Raw genomic sequence first — 18,214 nt, forward strand, 5'->3', positions numbered from 1 at the left:
GTGGGGAAGCACCTGGACATCGTCCAGTTCCACGACCAGTAACCGCGCGATCGTCCGGTTCGCGTCGTCGTCGCCGAAGTCCACCCGGCGCGGTTCGGAGGAGGAGGTCGCTGCACTGGCCCGCGCGTACACGCGGTTTGGTGAGCTGTCCAGCAGGCCGCGTCTGCTGGTGGCGACCTACTTCGGCGCGATCGGCGCAGATGCGCTGCGCGCCCTTGCCTCGTCCCGCGTCGAGGCGGTCGGTCTGGACCTGGTCGCCGGTCACGGCAACCTGGACGTGCTCGCCTCCGTCGGCGGGCTGCTGCGCAAGACCGTCGTGGCGGGCGTGGTCGACGGACGCAACGTCTGGCGCTCCGACCAGAAGCAGGCCATGGCCACCTGCGCGACTCTGCTCGGCCTGGCAGACCAGGTCGTCGTGAGCACCTCCTGCTCGCTGCTGCACGTCCCGATCGACCTGGACGCCGAGACCGCGCTCGAACCGGCGGTGCGGGAGCGGCTGGCCTTCACCCGGCAGAAGGTCGGCGAGGTCGTCGCGCTCGGCCGGGCGCTGCGCGAGGACGCGCCCGCCCCTGCCGCGCAGGTCCCGGTGCCGGCCGCCGGGATCGACCACGATGTCCGTGCTCTCCTGGACACCCTCGGCGACTCCTCCCGCGGGGACCGCGCGGCTCGGTTCGCCGCGCAGCGCGCCGCACTGAAACTGCCCGACCTGGCCACCACCATCGGCTCCTTCCCCCCAGACCCGGCAGGTGCGCAAGGCCCGCGCTGACCACCGGGCTGGGCGCATCTCCCAGGACGCCTACACCCGGGCGATGCAGGAGGAGATCGCCGGGTCATTGCGCTGCAGGAGGAACTCGGGCTCGACGTGCTCGTGCACGGCGAACCCGAGCGCAACGACATGGTCCAGTACTTCGCCGAGCAACTGGACGGTTACGCCGCGACCGAGCACGGATGGGTGCAGTCCTACGGGTCCTGGTACGTCCGGCCGCCGATCCTGCACAGCGACGTCGCCCGTCCCCGCCCGATGACCGTCGAATGGACCACCTACGCCCAAGGGCTGACGAGCAGGCCGGTCAAGGGCATGCTCACCGGCCCGGTCACCATGCTGGCCTGGTCGTTCGTCCGCGACGACCAGCCCCTGGCCGAAACTGCCCGCCAGGTCGCCCTCGCCTTGCGCGACGAGATCGGCGACCTGGAATCGGCCGGCATCCGCATCATCCAGGTCGACGAGCCCGCTCTGCGCGAACTGCTCCCCCTTCGCGCCGCCGACCACGCCGCCTACCTGGAATGGGCCGTCGCAGCCTTCCGCCTGGTCACCTCCGGAGTGGCCGACTCCACGCAGATCCACACCCACATGTGCTACTCCGAATTCGGTGAGATCATCGACGCGATCGGGGCACTGGACGCCGACGTCACCAGCGTCGAGACAGCCCGCTCGCACACGGAACTGGTCAGCGACCTGCGAGCCGCCGGATACCAGAACGGCATCGGCCCCGGTGTCTACGACATCCACTCTCCCCGCGTCCCCACGGCCGAGGAGATCGAGGACAACCTGCGCCGCGCGCTGCAGGCCATCGAGCCCGCCAAGCTCTGGGTCAATCCCGATTGCGGGCTGAAGACCCGCGCCTACCCCGAAACCGAGGCGGCACTGCGCAACCTGGTCACCGCCGCGCAACGAGTCCGACAGGGCGCCGCGGGCTGAGCCGTATCCGATCGACGGCGCACGGCTCGGCCTGGAGCCGGCCGTGCGCCGTCGTCCTGCCCACATCTGCACACGGCCCAAACCCGGTGTTTCACCGCCGCCGCGGTTGGCGCATCGGGCGAACGTGATGTCGTCGGCGGCCGCTGCTCCGGAGCAGGTGATGGCCGACAGGAGTTGGGTTCATTCGTCTCGCACACGTGTGTTCGGCGGCAGCCTGAAAGTGATCTCCATAAAGGCCGTACATCACCTGAAAGATCGTTAACGTGACCCCCGTGGCGGAAGTGAAGATGAGCGGGCCGACCCGCCGTAAGGCACTGCGGCTCATGGGCGTGGTCGGGCTGGTCGCGCTCGGCGCGGACGATGTGGCCCGTTCACCTGCCGCCGCCGCCCAGCCCCGGCGGCCGGCGACGCCCCCGCTGTCGGTAGTGAAGCAGCCCAGCTCGCCCCCGACGCCAAAGCCGGTCCCCGTGGTGCGGCCCGCGTCGTGGACGGCCGAGAAGTTGACCGCGACCGTGCACCCGCTGCGACACCTACCGGAGATCGTCCCCGCTCCGGCTCCTGCCGCGCTCGCGCTCACCATCGACGACGGCCCGGACCCGCAGTGGACCCCGCGGATCCTTGATCTGCTGGCCGAGCAGCAGGTCAAGGCGTCGTTCTTTATGATCTCGGAGATGGCGCGCGAGTACCCCGGGCTGGCCCGCCGGGTCGCTGACGCCGGTCACCAGGTGAGCAACCACAGCCGCACCCATCCGCTGCCGTTCGGCGCGCTGTCGCCCAAGAGGCTGCGCGCCGAGATCGTCGACGCGCAAAAGGAGATCGCCGACATCACCGGAGTGCTGCACCACACCCGCCGCATTCGGGTTCTGGGCGCCACCGCTCACCCGACCGCAGCGCGGGTGGCCAGGCGGCCCGGAACCTGGTCAAGGACCTGGAGGACGCCGGCTGCCGGGCAACGGTTCCTGATCCGCGACCGCGACGGCAAGTTCCGCGACTTGTTCGACGCCGCTCTGGCCGATGCCGGAATCCAAGCGGTGCTGATCGGGGTGCGGATGCCGAGGATGACCGCGGAGATGGAGCGGTGGGTGCAGACCCGCCGCACGCCCGCTGGCGCCGTTGCCTTCACCGATCACCGAACCCAGACGTAGTTTTCGGCAAGCGCAGGACTGCAGAAGGCGATCGCGCGAGTCCTGGCGGCGTTCATGTTCGCCGACCAAGACGGCATCACCGCACCCGAACTCGCCGAACGCCTGGGCATCAGTTCCGGCGCCGTGTCCGGCGCGATCAAGATGCTGTCCACCGTCGGACTGATCGCACGAGCCCCCGCACCGGACGCGGCACCTGAAGGCTCCCGGATGCCGCCGGGACCGCCGCAGAGCGGCTCGCGTCCCTGGTGCGGCCCTGCCCGGCCGTGAATCATGGCCCCAGCACCTGACCGCACAGCCGGAGGGGCACCATGGAGCGGGCGACGACGCTGATCGATCTTCCAGCCGGGCCGGTGGAGTACCGGCTGGAGGAACGCGGACCCCGCGTCGCGCTGATGCTGCACGGCGGGCACATGCGCGCCGCACTGCCCCTGGGCGAGGAGGTGTTCGCCGATGCCGGCTGCACCGTGCTGGCCGTCTCCCGCCCGGGCTACGGCCGTACTCCGCTGGCCACCGGCGCCGCACCCGACCGGTTCGCCGACGCCCTCCGCGACCTGTGCGGCAGGCTCGGCATCACATCCCTGACCGCCGTGGTGGGCCAGTCGGCCGGCGGTCCCACCGCGCTGACGCTGGCGGCCCGCCACCCCGACCTGGTCGAACGCCTCATCCTGCAGAGCGCGGTCGGGCTGCTGCCGTGGCCCGACCGCCGCACGCGCGTGGGCGCGGGCATCGTGTTCCGTCCCCGTGTCGAACCGGTCACCTGGGCGCTGCTCCACACCTTGATGCGCCGCGCCCCCGGCCTGGGCCTGCGGCTGCTGCTACCCGACCTCACCCGCCGCTCGGTCACCGAACTGCTGTCCGCCCTCACCACCGCCCAGCGCGCCATGCTGCTGGAGTTGTTCGGCCAGATGCGCGCAGGCGCCGGATTCGCCAACGACGTCCGCACCATGACCGCCCCGCACCATCTCGACGCGCTGACCGCCCAAGCCGCCCGGCTGCGCCAGCCCACCCTCGTCATCGCCGCCCGCGACGACGGCTCGGTCTCCTACGCCCACGCCCAGTCCCTGTCCAACGCCATCCCCAACGCCCGCCTGATCACCAGCACCGCCCCCAGCCACATGATCTGGCTCGGCGACGACTACCCCGACATCGCCGCCACCATCACCGCCTTCCTGACCCGGCAACCCCACTGAACCACCACATCCAGTCCGCCTGGGCCCGGCTGTCGCGGACCCGGCTGGACGCCACCGGACCCGCCGGTCACGCTCTCAACCTCGTCGCCGGTGTGCTGCTGATCTACGGGCCCACCAGGCCGGCCTTCGGTATGTTCATCGCGTCATCGATGCTCGCTGCGGCATGGCGCGGCTGCGCCACTGCGAGGTCACCGCGACCTCAAACTGGCTACTGCACCGCGATGGCCAGATCGGCCGCGTCATCCCGTTCCCGATCGACCATGCCGAACGCTCCCGCACTCGCTGATCGGCGCGGGCGGCACCAGGCCTCAGCGGGCCGCCGCGACGAGCTCGCGCGCCAGTTCGCGCAGGTCCGCCGCCGACCGGGTCGGGGCGGTCAGTACGCCGGGGTAGACGGTCGCGCCGCGCCGCAGCCAGGCGGCCTGAAGACCGGCGCGGCGGGCACCGTCGATGTCCCAGGGGTGGACGGCCACCAGCAATGATTCAGCCGGATCGGTGTCCAGGGTGCCGATGGCGTACCGGTAAGCCGCCGGGGCGGGCTTCCACGCCCGGGGAGCGCTGACGTCCAGCAGTGCCGTGAAGTACTCGGACAAGCCGGCCCGGGACAGCAGTCGTTCGGTGGTGGCGGTGGAGCCGTTGGTCAGGGTGGCCAGCCGAAGTCCCGCCGCGTGCAGCTCACGGACGCCGTCGGGCACGTCGGGGTGCACGCCGAGGTCGGCGAAGCCGTCCAGGATGTGCGCGGCGGCGCCGCCGGCATCCCCGTCCCAGCCCGGCAGACCGGTCAGCAGACCGCGCAGCCCGGCGTCGGCCACGTCGCGGAAGTCGGCGTAGGCGCCGGCGGCGGTGAGCGCGAACCCGTCGCGCAGGACTCCGGCGAACCAGGTCGCGGCCAGCTCACCCGGCGCGCGGACGTCCTCAAATCGCGCCCGGAGCGGCGACATGTCGCTCAGGGTCTCGTTGACGTCGAAGAGCACCAGCCGGATCGCTGCGTCCATCATCGATCTCCTTACCCCGTCACGGGTCAAGCCGACCAGGACCGCTGCCTGGTACTACCCGCGTCCAGCCGGCCTCACCGCGGCGTGGACCGGCGCCGGGCGCAGTGTGGGGTCGTGTGGGCGGTGGGTGGGCCGACTTCGCGCTCTTCCTTCGAGCCAACGATCTGAGGATTGTTTGTGGCCGCGAGGCTTGGGTCAACAGCGACGAAACGGAACTGGTGTCGGATGAGCTTATGGGGTAATTCTGTTTCCGAGTCCGTAACTAATTGTATATGGCACCCAACCCGATCGGCGATGTTTGCAGCGTTACACTGGAGAATCAGCCACCCGATCATCCCCACCGCAATCGCGTTCCAGCCCGTGCACTCGGCATACGTGCGCGGGCCGAACGTTATCGAAATTCGAGGGGACTGAAGACCTGCAGAGTGCGAACACTCCTGCATTATCAGTCCTTCTTGTGCAGGCTCGAGCCCAAGACGGGAAGGTTGGGCAATCGGCCCCCCATCGTGCCTATCTGGGACTGGATCGGGACCCGCGGCGACCAGCCGGGGCCGAACATCGCCCCGATCACCATCGCGATCCGGGCCACCCCAGCCATGCGCCGCCGGCCCCGCATCAGGCGCCGCTCGCAGCGCCTCCAGTTCAGCTTCGGTCAGCAGGCACCGCGATCCGCCCGGGCCCTTTGGACGCCAGCGCGTTCCCGCCGCCTCGCACCCAGGACCTGTGCCAGGCGTTCGCCGACGACGGTGTCATCCGGAACCGCCGCGCCACCTGTTAACTGTGGGCGATACCGATCCGTTGCTGAGATTTTAAAGGTCTCTGGCGGGCTGGTGATTCCGTCCGGAAACCGTGCCCTCGCTCGGCGGTGGCGGCGGCCTTGGTCATTGAAGGTTCATGTATTTGCATTTTAACTCGTACCATGACATTTCGGCCGTCGAGTCTCCATTGGCCGGACGGAGGGATGTTTAGGTCAAGGCTGCTGCGGTACCGCGATCTCGATCGCACCAGATTTCGCGGAGCAAAGGAGTGTTATGCGACGAAAAGGGATAATTGCACTAGTCCTGGCTGCCGCCACGATGCTGGCCGGCGCTGGACGGGCCACCGCAGACGGGAAAAGCCATCACCGAGACACCGGCCGCACGCACGCGGTCTTCGTCCAGACGAACAAGCCCAGGTCCGCCGGCGGCAACACGATCCGGGTGTTCAAGCGGGCCGGCAACGGAAGGCTGAGTGCGGCCGGGGAGTTCAAAACCGGTGGGAACGGCGGTGCCGTTGCCGGTGCACCGACCGATGCGCTGGCGTCCCAAGGCTCACTCGTCCATGACGGCAGGCTGCTGTTCGCCGTGAACGCCGGCAGCAACACCATCACCCTGTTCCGCGTCCACGGCACCAAACTCAGGCGGCTCCAGGTGACCCGGTCGGGCGGTCTGCTGCCGGTCAGCGTCGCGGTGCACCACGGCCTGGTCTACGTGCTCAACGCCGGCGGCGACGGTGCCGTACAGGGGTTCCGCCTCAAACACGACCGGCTGCACCGGATCGCAGGGGCCAACCGCTCGCTGCACCTCGGCAATCCCGCCCGGCCGAGCTTCGTGCTGTCCCCGGCCCAGGTGGGAGTCGACCCGCTCGGCCGGTTCGTGCTGGTCACCACCAAGACCAACAACACCGTACTGGCCTTCCGGGTCGGCCACGGCGGCCGACTGGCGAAAAGACCGGTCAGCACAAGGGACTCCAACGGGCCGTTTGCGTTCACCTTCGACACACGGCGCACGCTGCTCCTCGTCGGGGTCACCACCAACACCCTGACCCGCCATCGACTGGAGCGGCGCGGCTCGCTCCGCCAGATCGGCGCACCCGTGCCGAACGGGCAGCAGGCCTCGTGCTGGATCCAGCGCGTGGGGAACTTCTACTACGTCTCCAACACCGGCAGCTCCACGGTCAGCTCCTACCGCGTCGAGCACGGAAGGCTCGTCCTGCTCAACGGGAGGGCCGCGGCCATCCCTGGCGGCGGAACGATCGACATGACCGCGAGTGGTCGCTTCCTCTACGTACAGAACGCGACCGCAGGCAACGTGCAGGGCTACGCCGTGAATGACGACGGATCCCTGAGGCTGGTCACCACTGTGACTGGCCTGCCGCGATTCGCCAACGGCATCGGAATGGAGGGGATCGCGGCATCCTGACGCCGCCTCCGCCGGTCCTGGCCGCATCGACCGGGACCGGCCAGGCGGTCCGCAGCCGTTTCTCAGGGTGCGGCGCCAGTGCGGATGCGGGAGGCGTTCTCGGCGGAGGTGATATCGCCTACGAGATGCATGGGCCTCCGCCTGCCTGTGGCCCCGGAGGTGGTGGAGATCCGGGAGGGCCTTCCACCCTGCGCGTGGACACCGGTTGCTATGCGGCGGCGGTCAGCGTAGTTGATCGCTTCTCTACTCGGTCGGGCTGAGATAGCCCAGAGCCGAATGGCGGCGGTGGGTGTTGTAGAAGGCCAGCCAGCCGAACACCGCCAGCCGGGCCTGGGCGATGGTGGGCCGGCCACCGTCGGGCAGGATCTCGCGTTTCAAAGATGCGAAGAATGCTTCGCGTGCGGTCATCACCGCCATGCCCGCGGACGGCAGTGGGATCAGCCAGGAGAACAGCACCGTGCCGGAGGGCCGTGGCGCCGGTATCGCGGTGGCCGCACGCTGGTCACCGGCGAGGGCCGTGCGGTCGGCTTCGGTGAGAGGGGCATTGCCGGCGCGGCGGTGGACGACCAGTGCGGTCTGGGCCTCGGGCCGGTCAGGGTCGGGTTCGGCGAGCCGGTGACCTGACATCGGCCTGAATGAGGGGTGACCAGGCCCGATCCGTGCCTGCGAGCGAACATCGAGCAGACGGAGGGACGCAACGAGGCGAATCCGGCGGCAGGCAAACCAGGGCATTCTCGCGTTTGCCCTGGTCAAGGGTGGTGGGTCGCGTGGGACTCGAACCCACAACCTACGGATTAAAAGTCCGAAACTGCCGTATCAGCGCGGTATTCTCCGTGCCATTCGATGCTGACCTGTCCGCATCGAGCCCCATTTTCATGCCGCCCGATGCCGTCGCGTGCCGATTCCTTTCGGAACCGCCGAGCCGACAACGAGCCGACATGGCCGTTGGCAATCTTGTGGCTTCCTTGCGGCGACCTTGCCCGACCGGCGGAGGAATTTTTCGCCATGTGCAGCTTCGCGCCGCCGCTGGGACGGTGCTTGCAGGTGACGAGGTGTTCGTTAGCCGTGATAACGAAGTACAAGGATCATCTTCTCCAACTCCACGCCGGATCCAGAAGCGGGGTAGGGGTCCGCCCAGTGCCGGGAGGCGACGAGCAGCATCCGCGTGCAGCCGTGACTCAGCTCTCGCCGTCGCCCGGCCCGTTGCCGTTGCCGTTGCCGTTGCCGTTGAGGAAGTAGAACAGCGCGAAGAAGAGCAGCACAGTGGCTCCGAACGCTCCGCATCCATACTGGAACGACTGCGGAAGGGAGTTGCCGTCGAGGCGCTGCAGGATGCCGCCGACAAGCGCGGCGATGACACCGAGAAGAACGGCGATCGTCGCGAGCAGGATACGGACGGTACGTGATGCCTGTGACCGAGGCGCGGTCATGATTCTCCCTTCAAGGGGTGGACGGTCGCCAGTAGGCCGATGACGAGGCCGTCGGCCAGAGCGGCCCGTGCGGTCTCGGCGGCCCTGGCCAAGGCGTGGTGAGCGGTGATCTGCGTGTCGAGGGCGTCGACCGCTAGGCCGATGCGGCGCTGCTCATCGGGTGGCGGCAGCTTCACCGGCAGCATCCCGAGATTCGCGGCGCTGATGGACGGGATGGCGCTGGCCGCCCCGCTGCGCGCCTCGATCCACTTCTGGACCGTGGGGGATGAGAGAAGCGCCAGCAGGTAGCCGGGGTCCACGCCGTCGTCAGGGCGCACGCGCATCAGGTTGGTCGATGGCAGCCAACCTTCCTCTGCCGCAGTGACAAGCGCTGTGGGACCGACCGAGCCGGTGCGAACGATGAGAATGTCACCCTGCCGGATCTGGTACTTCTGCAATGTGCGCGCGCTTCTGGCAGAGAGCAGGACGGCATCTTCGGCCGATATGCGGTGGTCTTGCAGATGTGCGGGCATCACCAGAGGGACACCGTTGACCGCGCGTTCGGCCTTTTTGACGAGGCTGTGGGACGGACCTGCCTGGATGCGGCAGAGATCTGCCAATCGCACGTCCCGCCGGTCGCTGACGCGGTCGCGCTTGTCCAGCGTCCGGTGCGCGACGCTGATGTCGGCGACCCGCTCATCGGCTGCCCGGGCCTGTTCCGCCAGGAACTCCAGTGCGGCCGCCGGTCGCGGAACCTCCATCCAGGTCTCACGGCCGGGTGAGGGCGGCGTCTCGGGGACGTGGTCCGAAGGGGCGAGTGAATAGCCGTGCTCCGCGATCTCCGCGATCGAGACGGCGGCGGCCACGCCGCGACCGTCCATCGCGTCGGGGAAACTCCCGTCCCCGGAACGCCACCGGTGCACGCACTCGACCAGGGCATTGATCTCGTCCCGGGAGAGGACGCGTTGCTTGCCGTCCTTGGTACCGAACCGGCGGGCGTCGATCAGCAGGATGCGCCCGGTGGGTGCCGCCCCCCGGCCCGTGGGACTCCTGAGGCACCAGATCATCGCCGGAGCGGCGGTTCCGGCGAAGAGTTGACGGGGCAGGGCGATGACGCACTCCACCGCGCCGTCCTCGATCATCTTCCTCCGGATGTGCAGTTCCCGGGCATCGGTGGACACCGCCGCCCGATTGGGCATCAGCACCCCGGCTCGGCCGCCCGGCGCGAGTGTCACGAGGATGTGCTGGAGCCAGGCGTAGTTGTCGTTGTGCGTTGGCGGAGGCCCATAGGCCCAGTCCTTGTCCGGCTCCTCGTGGCGGCCGTGCCGCCGGCTGTTGAACGGCGGGTTGGACAGGACGAAGTCGGCCTGCGACGTGTGCGAGGCGCTCTGATGAGGCTGAGGAGCCACACTCAGGTCCACCTGCGGGACGCCCAGCGCGTGGAGTCTCATCCCCGCGATCTCCAGCAGGTCCCGCGAAGGGCTGGTTCCCGACAACCGCAAGCTTGGGGAGACTTCCACCGCGCCTGCCAGGAACTCCCCACCGCCCAGGAAAGGGTCATGGAAACGCCCAGTGGCATCGCCATCCTTGAGCAGCAGATCGACCATAGTCTCCACGACCGAGCGCGGGGCGAAGAACGCCTCGTCGGCCGGCTTGCCCCAGGATTGGAAGCGATCGAGCAGCTGATGGAAGGCGTCCACCCCGAGTTCCTCGCACAGCCGCACGATGTGCGCCACGTCGTCGACGGCCTCGGCGTCGAGGTCGTCCAACCGGACCGCCGGACCCGGTGGCAGGCCTGCCGATTCCAGCGCGCGCGCGACCCGGTGGCCGATCGTCCGCAGCAACTTCTGCGGGGCCCATTGTTCGTCGAGGGCGCGGCGCACATCATCGCGCAGCCGGGACCACGCCGGGCGGTCCCGATGCCGCAACACAATGAGCGAGGAAAGGAGGTGGAGGTAGACGGTCGGGCGCTCGCGTCCGCGGACTCTCACCGAAAGGGGGCCGAAGAGCTCGGTCAGGACCTCTTGGGCGCGTAGGGCGGCTGCGTCGTTCGGGGCGACGATCATGGCGTAAGTCTCAGCCAAGAACAGTGCAGTGAGCAACTGCGCATCATGATGCGCACATACGCCCTGCTCTCTCAGCACACGATTGCCGGTCGGCTTCGTGTGGACCTGTTGTTCGGTTCGCCGACGGCTGCGCGCGGTGGCATCGTGGGCGGGTGGCGCAGAAAGAACAAGGTGTGACGGGTTCGTTCGGCACGTGGCTGGCGGGGTTGAGCCGGGAAGAGTTGGCCGGCCTGCTGACCGAGCGGCCGGAGGCGACGGCCGATCCGGAGCCGTCGACGTTGGGTGAGCTCGCGGAACGGCTGTCCGGCCCGCGCGGGGTCATGGCGGCGTTCGCCGCCTGCGATCTGCCGTTGGTGCAGTTCGCGGAGGCGCTCGCGGCCCTCGGCGGCACTGCGGCGAGGTCGGACGCCGAGGCGTTGCTGGGCGCCGCGCCGGACGACTTCGCGAGGGTGCTGGACGCACTCGTCCGGCGCGGCCTCGTATGGCCGGCGGATGGTCTGCTGCATCTCGCGGAGCCGTTGAGGGAATGGCCGATCGGGGACGGACCGCTCGGTCTGGGGCCCTCGGCCGCCGTTCTGCTGCCGCACCTGAGAGCCGAGGATCTCCGTCGGATCGTCCGCGGCCTGGGAGTCGAGCCACCGGGCAAGCGCAAGGCCGAGCTGCTGGAGGCGGCTCTCGCGGGCCTGGGTGACGCGGAACGGGTGCGGCGGGTCGTGGCCGCCGCGCCGCAACAGGAGCGGCGCCTGATCGAGCAGGCTGCGCGCGCCGGCCGCGTGGACGACTACCAGGGCATTTACCTGTTCGGCCAGAAAGGCCCGTATGCCTGGGCGCTGGCGCGGGGACTGCTCGTCCAGCCCGACTGGCTGGAGCCGCTCATGCCCGCGGAGGTGGCGCTGGCGCTGCGCGGCCCGTCCTATCAGGTGCCTTTCACACCGGCCGCGCCGTCCGTCGGCACGGCCGCGGCGCCGGAGGCTACGGTGACGGCGGAGTTCGCCGCGGCGTCGGCCCGCGCCGTGGAGCAGATGGAAGCGGTTCTGCGGTCCTGCGCCTCGGAGCCGCCGACCCGCTTGAAGTCCGGTGGCCTCGGCGTCCGGGAGCTGCGGCGGACGGCCAAGCGGACAGGAGGTTCCGAGGACGCCGTCCGGCTCTGGCTGGAGCTGGCCGCGGCCGAGGCGCTGCTGGACTGGCGCGACGGCGCGCTCGTTCCGACGGCCGAAGGCGGTGATCCGCTGCCGGCCGAGCGCTTGGCGTCCATGGTGCGTACCTGGGCGCACATGCCGCGCCTCCCATTGCTGCACGACCCGGATGAGGGTCGTGGCGCTTCGCTGGACACTCGGGCGTACGATCCGGCGGCGCCCCGGTTGCGCGCCGCGGTGCTCGGAAGCCTCGCGGGCCTGCCCGGAGGACGCGGCGCGACCGGACCCGAGCAACTGGTCGCGGCGGTGACATGGCGGTCCCCGCTCCTGTTCGAGGACGCCGAGCTGGCACCGCCTTACATCGCGGCCGTCTGGCAGGAGGCGGAACTGCTCGGTGTGCTCGCCCATGGCGCGCTCACTGCGACCGGACGCGTACTGGCGGGCGCCGAGGCTCAGACAACGCTGGACAAGGCCGCCGTGGACGCGCTGGAAGCGGCGTGCGGACGGGTACTCCTGCAAGGCGACCTCACGGCCGTGGTCCCCGGGCCGCCCGCGCCGTGGCTGGCCGGGCTCCTGGATCTGGTCGCCGACCGCGAGTCCCGGGGCACCGCCTCGGTCTGGAGGTTCGGCCTGGCCAGCGTGCGGCGCGCCCTGGACGCGGGCCGCTCCGCCGAAGGGATCCGCTCCGACCTGGAGGCGGCGGCGGGCACCGATCTGCCGCAGCCGCTGGCGTACCTGATCGACGATGTCGCCCGCAGGCACGGCGAGGTCACCGTCACCGCGCTCGCCTGCGCGATCTGCTGCTCCCGTCCCGCGCTGCTCGCCGAGATCCTGGCCCATCGAGGGCTGCGCCGGCTGAAGCTCCGGGAACTGGCGCCCACGGTGCTCGCCAGCGCCGAGCCGGTGGACCAGACCCTCATGGCTCTCCGGGCGGCCGGTTACGTACCGGTCGGCGCGGGCGACACTGGCGCACCCTTGATCGAACGCGCACCGGCACGCCCCTCACACCGACCGGCACGCCCCTCACGCCGCGGGAGGCGTCCGGCCGGGAAGCACGAGGCTTCTGGGCCGCGCACGCCGATCGACCTGGCCGACCGGCTGCACGGAACGTCACCGGACCTGCCCGCCGAAACCGACGGCGTCGGGGCCGGCATGGCGGACCTTGCTCCGCACCTGTCGGTTTCCGAACGGCGCATGCTGGTCCACGCAGTGCGGACGGGCACTGCCATCGGCATCGATTACGTCAACGCCGAGGGCAATCCCACCACCCGTGTGATCGAGAAGATCCGGCTCGACGCCCCCTTCCTCACCGCCTGGTGCCGGCTGCGTGACGACGAGAGGGTCTTCCACATCGGCCGCGTCCAGGCCGTGAACCCGGCCGTTCTCATGACCTGAGGACCGGTCGTCGGCGCATCGCCGCCGAGGCCCGCGATGCGGGGCCGCTTCCGGGGGCCGCTTCCGGGGGCCGCGACGCGGGGAGGCTTGGCTCGTGTGATCGAGAAGATCCGGCTCGACGTCCCCTCCTCACCCGCCTGGTGTCGACTGCGCGACCATGAACGGGACTTCCACGCCGGCCGCGTCCGGGCCGTGACCTGAGGATGGTCCGCACATGTTCAGGGGCCGGGACGGCCGGTCTGAGTGTTGTTGGAGGCGCGGACCCGGCGGGGCGGGGTGACGCCCGGAATGACATCAGCACCCAGGTGCTTCTTGAGCAGGTGCTTGAGTTCGGCGCCGTTGATGAGGGTGATGCGGTTGCGCTGTGCGAACTGTTCGCTGGCGCGGCCGAACCATGATGTCGTCACCAGGACGCCGGTGGTCGCGTTGTGGTCTGCCATGACACCGGTGAGTGCGTGCACGGCTTCTAGACCGACCAGACCGGACCATCTTTTGGCCTGGATCAGGCATACGCCGCCGAAGAATGATGTTGCCCCCGTTTGGCGGGCATGGATGTTGAGAGAGGTAGGGTTCGGCGATCTTGTGAGGGAGATCGTTCTGGTGCCCAAGCCTTATCCGCCGGAGTTTCGTCGGCGTGCCCTGGATCTGTTGGAGTCGGGACGATCGGTGCGGGACGTGGCCGCGTCGCTGGGCATCGCGGAGTCGTGCCTGCACCGCTGGAAACGGCGGGACCTGATCGACCGTGGCCTGAAGTCGCCCAGTCCCGCAGAGGCCGAGTCCGTTGTCTTGGCCCAGGCCCGTGCACGGATCGCCGAGCTGGAGAACGAGGTCAAGATTCTGCGGAAGGCCGCTGCTGCGGTCGAGCAGGTGGTGCCCCCAAAAGCCCGCTACGCCCTGGTGGCCGAGCTGGCCGTTGAGGGCGTCCCGGTCAAGCAGGCCTGTCTGGCGCTCGGAGTGTCCCGGTCGGGCTTCTACGACGCCCGTACCCGCCCGCCCTCGGCGCGTGTGATCCGCCAGGCGTGGCTGACCGATCAGATCACCGCCATCCATCAGGCATCACGACAGACCTATGGATCGCCTCGAGTGCGCCGAGCTCGTCCAGGGCCAGGGCGTGGTCGTCTCACGCAAGACGGTGGCGGTGCTGATGCAGCGAGCCGGCCTGACCGGGCTGCCCCTGCGTCCTCGGGCGAAGCAGGTCCCCGCATCGGCGACGGTCACCGACCTGGTGAAACGTAACTTCCACCGTGACCGGCCGAACCAGCTGGGTTACCGACATCACCGAGCATCCCACCCGGGAGGGCAAGCTCTACTGCTGCGTGGTCCTGGACGCCTTCTCCCGAAGGGTGGTCGGCTGGGCCATCGATTCGCGGCAACGGGCCGATCTGGCCACCTCGGCGCTGGGCATGGCGATCGATTCCCGCGGCGCCGCCGGACAGATCCCTGATGGGATCATCCACGCAGATCACGGCACCCAATTTCACCTCATGGACCTTCACCGAACGCGCCCGGCGGGCAGGGCTGCTGCCCTCCTTGGGAACCGTCGGCGACCCGTATGACAACGCCGTGGCCGAGTCCTTCTGGGCACGCATGCAGACCGAGCTACTCGACCGGCAACGCTGGAGAACCCGCGTCGAACTCGCCAACGCGATCTTCGAGTACATCGAAGGGTTCTACAACCGCCACCGACGCCACTCCGCCCTGAACTACAGAGCCCGATACAGTTCGAAACCACCCACCCGTCGAGCCCGATCTCCTCACCCGCAAGTCCGTGAAACCGGGGCAATATCAAGCTGTCCGTGCTACGGGGGGAAGCTCAAATGCACCTGAAGCAGGGGCACATCGAGGCAGCGTGCGATGCGTGGCGGCGCTCTTTGGACCTCATGGCCGGTGTGCGCTCGGCTCGTACCCGCAAGGCGGTGACCGAGATGCGCCAGGAGCCGGCAGTCTTCCGCGACCGCGGAGTGCGTCAGGCCACCGACCTTGACGCCCGAGCCGGTGCGCTTCTCGCCGCCGCCAGCGGGGCCTGACCCGAGCAGGCGGCGCAGCGGGCGTGTGCGGGGGCCACTGTAGGACGCAGTGCAGCACGGCCGCGGACCGGCGCACGGTGGACGATGGTCGCGAACCGAAGGAAGATGACGCAGATGTCGCGGAGGAACCTGTCGCCGGAAGAAGCACGGGCATGGACACGGGAGGTCCTGGACACGGTGTGTCGTGAGTTGGCCGTCGCCGCCGACGAGCTCAACGACCAGCAGCGACGCGCGGCACACTTTGCTCCGTCATTCGTGTTCGTCGACCACCACCTGCATGAGTTCCCCAGATTCCCCATACCAGTGGTGACCTTCGACAAAGCGATCGAGCAGCCTCTGGTCCAGTTCCGGCAGGCGTACGACTCTGACATGCCCGCTTCCCCTTCGAACATGGCCGATTGCACCCTCGGCACCAGCTTGCGCGTGTGTCACTGCTCCGGCGAGCGTTGGTTCCCGAAGCGGCTGTTGTTCGGTCGAGGAATCCGGTGGGGATCAGGATCGGTCTACCAGCCAGACAACAAGGGTGACCTGGCCATAACGTGGGTCACGATCATGGTCTGGGAGGACGGCAGCCCGGCCTTCATCGCCAGTCCCGCCGCAGCCCTCCAGGACACCCTCTTCCCCACGCCCGCCCCATCCTGGCAGCCCATCCGATACAGCGGTGACCTGGCGGGATGGCGGAAGCTGCTCTACGAGACCGGTTTCGCCCCTCTGGTCAGGCAGCGGTGATGGCGAGCACCTCCTTCCAGCTTGTCCACGCCTGCTTCTCCTGCTTGGCCAGCTTCTCCCCGCTTGGTCGAGCAGTTGCACGATTGCCGAGGTCGGCTCCGCCCGCTGCCTCGACCTCGCAAGAGTTCCCCGCCGCCGTCACACGCCTTTGAGTAACTCCAGCGGATGCCTCAGAGGCGAAGCGACAATGAGAACCGCCGCCGTGCGCCCGATCCCTGAGAAGTCATCAGAACCCTGCTCGCATTTTTTCCACCTCTATTCGCCCCACCACCGCTCCCCGCATCGCCACCACCGGCACCGTGTGGTTCCGGCTCTGTCCATCGGTTACATCCGCCGGGTGCGGAGGATGGCTGATCGTTAGGGTCGGTCGGGGCAGTGACCCAGGTGTCGCGGGAATCGGGAGGGTGCCATGAGCGGCGCTTCGGGCGAGGACCTCCACGCGAAGCTTTTCGAGGCCCGTGTGCTCGTGGTCAAGGGTGATCTCGACGACGCCGTGGCCGACCGGGTCTGCGCGGGCCTCCTCCGGCTGGCCGCGGACGATCCCGCGGACGTCTTCGTCTATCTCGACTCGCCGGGCGGCCTGCTGTCCGCGGGGCTGGCGATCTACGACATGATCAAGTTCGTCGAGGTGGACGTCGCCACTGTGGCGTGGGGCATGGCCGCCGGTATCGCGCAGATGATCCTTTCGGCCGGAACGCCGGGAAAGCGCTATGCCCTGCCGGATGCCCGGATCCTGCTGACAGCGCCCACCGGCGTTGCTCCGGCCGCGGCCGGCGGCGACATCGTGGGGCCGATCATGCGGTTGATCGCGGAGGACACCGGCCTGCCGTTCGACCAGGTTCTCGCCGACGCCGGCCAGGGGCGCTGGTTCACCGCGCAGCAGGCGCTCGCGAGCGGGCTGGTCGACCGGATTCTCACTGCTCCCCCGTCCGCGACGAGTCTGGCCCCCGATGCCGAACCGGCTCGTCCGGTCCCGCAGGAACCCGAGCCTACGGGGGCGGCTCACGCGGACCGTGCCGCGGCGCTCCGGTCCGCGGTGGAGTCCGCCGTGGTGCATCGCTACCCGGACGTCTTCAGCGACCGCCTCCCGGCGGGCAGGCGGCAGTTCTGCCGCGACCTGGCCGAGGCGCTCCTGAAGGCGGTGCCGGAATGGCGGGAGGTCGATGCCGCCTTCGCGGGCCGCGCCGACGCCGCCGATGCGGCCGCACGACTGCGGTCGTGGCTGGAGACCGTCCCCGAGCCCGATGAACAGCCGGCGCGTCCCTCCGAGCGGCTCTCGCTGCGCGGGGTCCTTCAGGAGGTGGCGGACAGGATCGATCAGCTGCCCCTGATGGGGGACGGTGACAGGCGCCTCGGGTATGAGGCGGGTCTGCGGGCGGCGCGGCGCGGTGTGCTCCAACGCGCGGAGCTGGCCGGAGGTGAGGAACACCTGTCTTCCGAGCCGGTCCTGCCACCCGGTCTCAGCGTTGAGCGCGCGCGTCCCGAGGCGGTGCCCGTCGTGCTTCCGGACCGGGCCGAGCAGATCGAACGGTTCGCACGCGTGCTCGACCGCAAGCTGGCCGGCATATCCGCCGGTGAGCGCGCCGAGGTGGCCGAGCGGCTCCTGCGATCGGTCCAGGCACCGGATCCGGACGTCTACGCCCGGGTCCACCGGCACTGGACCGCGAACGAGAGCGCGGTCACCGACCTTGAGGAGCGCGTGCGTGCCCGTACCGGCCTCACCCCGGACGAGGCACATCGGCGGCGGGAGATCGTCCGGGAGCTGGACGACCTCGCGAACTCGCTCGCGCCGACCGGGACGGCGTCCGGGGGCTTTCCCGCGGCCTTCGAGACGGCGACCCGGCGCGTGATAGCGATCCTGCGCTCCACCGCCGACCGGCTCCGCCCCTCCTGGACGCCGTTCTCCGGCGACCTCTGATGCCCCTCGCCGCCGGGCATCGGATCACCTCTCGGGGTTGTCGGAGACCGGGAGAAACCGTGGGAAGGCGGCCCTCAGTCCTGCTGATCGGTGAGTGAGCCGGGGCCCCGATAGCGGGCCGGCCAGGTCCGGCGTGGCTGGGGGCACCATGGAAGATGATCTTGATTAGCGTGGAATCCAGAGTAGGGGACTGATGGAATCCCGCAGGTCGAAGGGGTTTCGTCGGTAGCCCGCAGTTGTGGGTGCAGGCACGCGGGAGGGACGTGCGCGTCAGCGGGCACAGCCGGCCCTCTCGGGCTCAGCTGGAAGCCGAGTTGGAGACCTC

Annotated in this window: 15 protein-coding genes and 2 pseudogenes; 12 read left to right on the top strand and 5 right to left on the bottom strand. The window is 69.4% G+C overall.

The features are described from left to right. Positions 1-106: 106 nt before the first annotated feature. The 4 genes and pseudogenes from metE to ACQPZP_RS04580 form a co-directional block, all read left to right on the top strand. Positions 107-1,699, top strand: a pseudogene (metE, locus tag ACQPZP_RS04565) (5-methyltetrahydropteroyltriglutamate--homocysteine S-methyltransferase); the annotation flags it as partial. A 272-nt stretch (positions 1,700-1,971) separates the two neighbouring features. Then, on the top strand, positions 1,972-2,844 hold the full coding sequence (locus ACQPZP_RS04570; RefSeq protein WP_433476376.1) for a polysaccharide deacetylase family protein: 873 nt from the start codon (positions 1,972-1,974) through the stop codon (positions 2,842-2,844). A gap of 42 nt (positions 2,845-2,886) precedes the next feature. Next, complete coding sequence (locus tag ACQPZP_RS04575; RefSeq protein WP_433479549.1) at positions 2,887-3,111, top strand: MarR family transcriptional regulator; 225 nt, start codon at positions 2,887-2,889, stop codon at positions 3,109-3,111. 41 nt (positions 3,112-3,152) lie between these two features. Next, positions 3,153-4,034, top strand: a complete 882-nt coding sequence (locus ACQPZP_RS04580; RefSeq protein ID WP_433476377.1) for an alpha/beta fold hydrolase — start codon at positions 3,153-3,155, stop codon at positions 4,032-4,034. Positions 4,035-4,342: 308 nt separating this feature from the next. Here ACQPZP_RS04580 and ACQPZP_RS04585 read toward each other — a convergent pair whose 3' ends face one another. Then, complete coding sequence (locus tag ACQPZP_RS04585; RefSeq protein WP_433476378.1) at positions 4,343-5,032, bottom strand: haloacid dehalogenase type II; 690 nt, start codon at positions 5,030-5,032, stop codon at positions 4,343-4,345. A gap of 1,028 nt (positions 5,033-6,060) precedes the next feature. Here ACQPZP_RS04585 and ACQPZP_RS04590 point away from each other — a divergent pair. Continuing rightward, positions 6,061-7,209, top strand: coding sequence for a lactonase family protein (locus ACQPZP_RS04590; RefSeq protein WP_433476379.1), 1,149 nt, complete (start codon positions 6,061-6,063; stop codon positions 7,207-7,209). 243 nt (positions 7,210-7,452) lie between these two features. On the opposite strand, the gene ACQPZP_RS04595 is transcribed toward ACQPZP_RS04590, so the two are convergent. The 3 genes from ACQPZP_RS04595 to ACQPZP_RS04605 form a co-directional block, all read right to left on the bottom strand. Next, positions 7,453-7,836, bottom strand: a complete 384-nt coding sequence (locus tag ACQPZP_RS04595; RefSeq protein ID WP_433476380.1) for an integrase core domain-containing protein — start codon at positions 7,834-7,836, stop codon at positions 7,453-7,455. 551 nt (positions 7,837-8,387) lie between these two features. Beyond that, on the bottom strand, positions 8,388-8,639 hold the full coding sequence (locus ACQPZP_RS04600) for a hypothetical protein (protein ID WP_433476381.1): 252 nt from the start codon (positions 8,637-8,639) through the stop codon (positions 8,388-8,390). After that, a complete protein-coding gene (locus tag ACQPZP_RS04605; RefSeq protein WP_433476382.1) occupies positions 8,636-10,720 on the bottom strand; it encodes an N-6 DNA methylase in 2,085 nt (694 codons plus the stop codon). The genes ACQPZP_RS04600 and ACQPZP_RS04605 overlap by 4 nt, the downstream gene beginning before the upstream one ends. Positions 10,721-10,836: 116 nt before the next feature. Between ACQPZP_RS04605 and ACQPZP_RS04610 the strand changes: the two genes are divergently transcribed. After that, positions 10,837-13,215: a helicase-associated domain-containing protein gene (locus tag ACQPZP_RS04610; RefSeq protein WP_433476383.1), complete on the top strand. Its 2,379-nt coding sequence runs from the start codon at positions 10,837-10,839 to the stop codon at positions 13,213-13,215. A gap of 218 nt (positions 13,216-13,433) precedes the next feature. On the opposite strand, the gene ACQPZP_RS04615 is transcribed toward ACQPZP_RS04610, so the two are convergent. Beyond that, a complete protein-coding gene (locus ACQPZP_RS04615; protein ID WP_433476384.1) occupies positions 13,434-13,823 on the bottom strand; it encodes a restriction endonuclease in 390 nt (129 codons plus the stop codon). Here ACQPZP_RS04615 and ACQPZP_RS04620 point away from each other — a divergent pair. The 6 genes and pseudogenes from ACQPZP_RS04620 (at position 13,816) to ACQPZP_RS04645 (ending at position 17,889) form a co-directional block, all read left to right on the top strand. Further along, positions 13,816-14,451, top strand: a complete 636-nt coding sequence (locus tag ACQPZP_RS04620; protein WP_433476385.1) for a transposase — start codon at positions 13,816-13,818, stop codon at positions 14,449-14,451. The two genes, ACQPZP_RS04615 and ACQPZP_RS04620, sit on opposite strands and share 8 nt — an antisense overlap. A gap of 16 nt (positions 14,452-14,467) precedes the next feature. Next, positions 14,468-14,771, top strand: a pseudogene (locus ACQPZP_RS04625) (DDE-type integrase/transposase/recombinase); the annotation flags it as partial. Next, a complete protein-coding gene (locus tag ACQPZP_RS04630; protein ID WP_433476386.1) occupies positions 14,659-15,042 on the top strand; it encodes an integrase core domain-containing protein in 384 nt (127 codons plus the stop codon). The pseudogene ACQPZP_RS04625 and the gene ACQPZP_RS04630, both read left to right, overlap by 113 nt. Continuing rightward, complete coding sequence (locus ACQPZP_RS04635) at positions 15,033-15,242, top strand: hypothetical protein (protein ID WP_433476387.1); 210 nt, start codon at positions 15,033-15,035, stop codon at positions 15,240-15,242. Before ACQPZP_RS04630 ends, ACQPZP_RS04635 begins: the two co-directional genes overlap by 10 nt. Before the next feature lie 105 nt (positions 15,243-15,347). Next, entirely contained in the window at positions 15,348-15,971 is a 624-nt protein-coding gene (locus ACQPZP_RS04640) for a hypothetical protein (protein WP_433476388.1), read from the top strand. A gap of 409 nt (positions 15,972-16,380) precedes the next feature. Next, the gene (locus ACQPZP_RS04645; protein WP_433476389.1) at positions 16,381-17,889 is read left to right on the top strand and encodes a ClpP family protease; all 1,509 of its coding nucleotides are present in this window, start codon (positions 16,381-16,383) and stop codon (positions 17,887-17,889) included. Positions 17,890-18,214 lie beyond the last annotated feature (325 nt).

This window comes from Spirillospora sp. CA-142024, assembly GCF_050942325.1.
Taxonomy (GTDB): Bacteria; Actinomycetota; Actinomycetes; order Streptosporangiales; family Streptosporangiaceae; genus Spirillospora.